The organism is Thiobacillus sp. (genome assembly GCF_024708915.1).
Map to the genome: position 1 here is coordinate 1 of NZ_JANJXQ010000213.1, position 4,206 is coordinate 4,206.

The following is a 4,206-nucleotide window of genomic DNA, read 5'->3' on the forward strand; positions in this document are numbered from 1 at the left end:
ACGTCGAGCCCGGTCAGCCGGGTCATCATGGTCTGGTATTCGTAGATCAGCTGCAGCGTGCCCTGCGAGGCTTCGGCCTGGTAGGGCGTGTAGGCGGAATAGAACTCGCCGCGCGTGGTGATCTGCCAGATCGCAGCGGGGATGTGGTGCTCGTAGACGCCGGCGCCGATGAAGCTGGACCAGAAGCCGTCCTGCGACGCGCGCTCCTGCATCAGCCGCGCCACCGCCATCTCCGGCTGGCCATCCGGCACGTCGCGCAGCTTGCCGGTCTTCAGTGCGGGCGGAATTTCGTCGAACAGATCCTCGATGCCGGCGGCGCCGATGGCGCCGAGCATGGCGGAGACGTCTTCTTCGGTGTGGGGAATGAAGGGCATGTTTGAGTGAGGCGTTAGGGGTGAGGCGTCAGGCGCGGGGGTTGCCTCACCCCTAACGCCTCACGCCTCACGATTTTCAATGGGCTTCCGACTCGACCAGCTTCTGGTATGCCGCGGCGTCGAGCAGTCCGGAAACGTCGGCGGGATTGGCCGGCTTGATCTTGAACATCCACGCGGCGTAGGCGTCCTGGTTTACCGATTCGGGGCTGGCTTCGACGTCGGCGTTGGCGGCGACGACTTCGCCCGCGACCGGGGCGTAGACATCGGATGCGGCCTTCACCGACTCGACCACCGCGCATTCCTCGCCTTTGGTGAGGGTACGGCCGGCGGCGGGGGTTTCGATGAACACCATGTCGCCGAGCAGGTCCTGCGCGTGGTGGGTGATGCCGATGGTCAGCGTGCCGTCGGCTTCGACGCGCACCCATTCGTGGCTGGGGGTGTATTTGAGGTCAGCAGGAATGCTCATGGTTTCTCCAAGTGAGGCGTTAGGCGCGAGGCGTCAGGCGTGGGGGCGGGCTGGCATCGCCTCACCCCTCACGCCTCACTCCTCACGCAATCAGAATCTTGCCGTTGCGCACGAACGGATATTTCACCACTCTGGCTTTCAGTTTCTTGTCGCGGATTTCGACTTCGACTTCGTCGCCCGGGGCGATGCCGAGCGGGATGCGGGCGAGCGCGATGGATTGCTGCAGTGTAGGCGAGAAGGTGCCGGAAGTGATTTCGCCGTCGCCGTTCTTCGTCAGCACTTTCTGATGGCTGCGCAGCACGCCCTTGTCGAGCAGCAGCAGGCCGCTGAGCTGTTTGGTGACCTCGCTGGCTTCCAGTGCTTTGCGGCCGACGAAGTCGCGCCCGGATTTCAGGTCGACCGTCCACGCCAGGCCGGATTCCAGCGGCGAGGCGGTTTCGTCCATGTCCTGGCCATACAGGTTCATCCCGGCTTCCAGCCGCAAGGTGTCGCGCGCGCCTAGGCCGATCGGCTTGCCGCCGGCTTCCATCAGCGCTTTCCAGAAGAAGGGGGCGGACTTCGCCAGTACCATCGCTTCAAAGCCGTCCTCGCCGGTGTAGCCGGTGCGGGCGATGAACATTTCGCCCATGGCGGCGGCGCTGAAAGGCTTGAGGCTGGCGGTGAGGCCGTCGACGCCGGGCAGCGCTTCGTTCAGCACCCGGGTTGCGTCCGGCCCCTGGATCGCGATCATCGCCAGGTCGCGGCGCGGCATGAGTGTAAGTCCCATGCCCCAGTCGGCGTTGCATTGTTCCATCCAGGCGAGATCCTTGTCCGCGGTGCCGGCGTTGACCACCAGGCGGAACCAGTTCTCGTCCATGAAATAGATGATGAGGTCGTCGATGACGCCGCCGGCCTCGTTGAGCATGCACGAATACAGGGCCTTGCCGGAGATCTGCAGCTTGTCGACGTTGTTCGCCACCAGCCGGCGCAGGAAGGGGCGCACGTTGGCGCCCTTGATGTCGAGCGACAGCATGTGGGAGACGTCGAACAGGCCGCAGCCGTTGCGCACGGCGTGGTGTTCCGAGAGTTGCGAACCGTAGTGCACCGGCATGTCCCAGCCGCCGAAGTCGACCATCTTGGCGCCGAGCTCGCGGTGAGCGGCATTGAGCGGAGTTTGTTTGAGCATGGCGGCACCAAAAATATAAAAAGGCGAAGTACGGACTCGCTTCACCCCTCTGTCCTTGGTACCTGAGAGATTACGGCCGGCGATGCGGGCCGCTGCCCCTTCGGTGGCAGTTCCGCTGGTTGAAACATCGGCGGCTGCGCTCTCCAGAGTGTTCCGGTTGTTGCGGTCCTGGTGCCTGAGCGATTCCGGGTGGGTTACGCCTTCGGCGGCGTGACGGGCACGCGCTCTCCCGCAACGGGAAGGCGAACTATACCGAAGAAGCGGCCAGCCAGCCAGCCGTGCGCAGCGGCTTAATAGGCCAGTTGCAGATCGAAACCCATTGGGGCCAAATCGCGCACGGTCAGCGGCAGGCTCAATGCCTGTTCGCTGTGCGGCGGCAGCCCGGCCGCAATGCGCCGGGCGTCGCCGAGGTATTCGCTGGGAGCGAAGCTGCGGCGCGCCAGCGCGCGATTGCGCTGGTCGGTCAGGGTAAGGACCAGAACCGGCCAGGCCTGTACGTGGTTGGCGCGGTTGCCCAGGGTGAGCGTGAGTTTCAGGCGGCCGCTGGCTGCGGAAGGGTCGCTGCGCAGCAGCGGGTCGCCCGCCGGCGTACCGCGTGCAGGTGCTTCGGTTTGCAGGTCGGAGCCGACGATCTGCAGCAGCGCCAGGTTTTTCGGCAGCGAGAGGGTGCAGCCCAGTACGGCGCAGGCCTGCTCGAATGCCGGGCGCGCCTGCGGCAGGTGACTGACCAGCGTGTCGCGCAGAAAATAGGCGGTTTGCGCCAGCAGCAGCACCAGCAGCAACGCGCCGGCCACTGCCCATGCCCAAGGCCGGATGCGGCGCGGTGGGGGCGGGAGGTGGGGCCGGTCGAGGAGGGGGGCGGCGTATTCGATGCGCGTCGCAGGCGCGGCCGGCACGGCGGCAGGCGGATACGCGGGCGCCGTGTGGAACTGCGGCAGCGGGCCGGGGTCGTCCGGCAGCGGAATCTCGGGGTCGATGAGGATGATCGAATCCAGGTCGAGCGTGGCCTCGCGCTGCCCGATGCCGCGCGGGATATCGGTCGCCGCGGCATCCTCTGTGCCAGGTGCGGTCTCGGTTGTTTCCGCGGTAGCGGCCGTTTCGCTTACGGCGGCGGGCTCCGCTGCGGCTGCGGCAATGGTCTCCGGCGGCGGGGAGGCTTCGGCCGGCCCGGGTTCGGCCGCCGCGGGCAGCGGTGAACCGTCTTCCAGCAGCAGACTCGGGCGTGCATCGAAGGCGGCACCGCACACGCTGCATTGCACCCAGCCCTGCGCCGCGTCGAGCTGGTCGGCGCCGAGGCGGAAGACGCTGGCGCAGTGCGGGCAGGTGGTGCGGTAATTCACTGTTTGACGCCCGCCAGGCGCACCCAGCCCTCGTCGATTGCGGGCGGGTCGAACACGAACCAGTCGCGGTAGACCGTCATCACGTCGTCGGCCTGTTCGGCCAGGATGCCCGACAGCACCAGCCGCCCGCCCGCCCGTACCCGGCCTGCCAGCAGCGGCGCCATGCCCTTGAGCGGGTTGGTGAGGATATTGGCGACGACCACGTCGTATTGTCCTGCCGCGAGTTCGCCGGGCAGGCAGAAATGCGCCGTCACGTCGTTCAGGGTGGCGTTGTCGCGCGAAGCGGCGACCGCCTGGGCGTCGATGTCGACGCCGTCGACCCGCAGCGCGCCGAGCCTGGCCGCGGCGATGGCGAGGATGCCGGAGCCGCAGCCATAGTCGAGCAGGGTTTCGCCGCCGGCAAGGTGCGCATCGAGCCAGCGCAGGCACAGCCGCGTGGTCGGATGGCTGCCGGTGCCGAAGGCGAGGCCGGGGTCGAGCTTGAGGTTGATCGCGCTATGGTCGGGTGCATCGTGCCAGGTCGGCACGATCCACAGGCGCGGCGAAATCGGGATGGGGTCGAATTGCGACTGGGTGAGGCGTACCCAGTCGGCGTCGGCAACGGACTCGATGGTGTAGCCGGTCGGCACCGGGATACCCGCCCGTTGCGCGGCGGCGGCCAGGATGGCGGCCGCGTCGGCATCCTCATCGAGCAGCACTACGGCGATGCTGTGCGGCCACAGTTCGGCGGTCGGATAATCCGGTTCACCGAACAGCGGCGTCTCGTCCACCGTGCCGGCGTCGGCGTCTTCCAGCGACACCGATAGCGCACCGGCTTCCATCAGCGCGTCGGACAGCGGTTCGGCGGCTTTGGAGTCGACA

The 4,206-nt window shown here is 67.1% G+C and carries 4 protein-coding genes, 1 pseudogene and 1 riboswitch; all 5 genes and pseudogenes read right to left on the reverse strand.

All coding sequences use genetic code 11. The features are described 5' to 3' along the window. A pseudogene (locus Q0L94_RS14445) lies at positions 1 to 374 on the reverse strand (glycine dehydrogenase); the annotation flags it as partial. A gap of 76 nt (positions 375 to 450) precedes the next feature. After that, positions 451 to 840 (reverse strand): glycine cleavage system protein GcvH, encoded by a 390-nt coding sequence (gene gcvH / locus Q0L94_RS14450; protein WP_296754506.1) that lies wholly within the window; start codon positions 838 to 840, stop codon positions 451 to 453. An 82-nt stretch (positions 841 to 922) separates the two neighbouring features. After that, complete coding sequence (gcvT, locus tag Q0L94_RS14455) at positions 923 to 2,005, reverse strand: glycine cleavage system aminomethyltransferase GcvT (protein ID WP_296754508.1); 1,083 nt, start codon at positions 2,003 to 2,005, stop codon at positions 923 to 925. Between the two features lie 153 nt (positions 2,006 to 2,158). Further along, positions 2,159 to 2,247: riboswitch (glycine riboswitch) on the reverse strand. A 48-nt stretch (positions 2,248 to 2,295) separates the two neighbouring features. Continuing rightward, on the reverse strand, positions 2,296 to 3,345 hold the full coding sequence (locus Q0L94_RS14460; protein ID WP_296754513.1) for a zinc-ribbon and DUF3426 domain-containing protein: 1,050 nt from the start codon (positions 3,343 to 3,345) through the stop codon (positions 2,296 to 2,298). After that, a partial coding sequence (gene prmA / locus Q0L94_RS14465) for a 50S ribosomal protein L11 methyltransferase (RefSeq protein ID WP_296754515.1) occupies positions 3,342 to 4,206 on the reverse strand: 865 nt, incomplete at its 5' end. The genes Q0L94_RS14460 and prmA, both read right to left, overlap by 4 nt.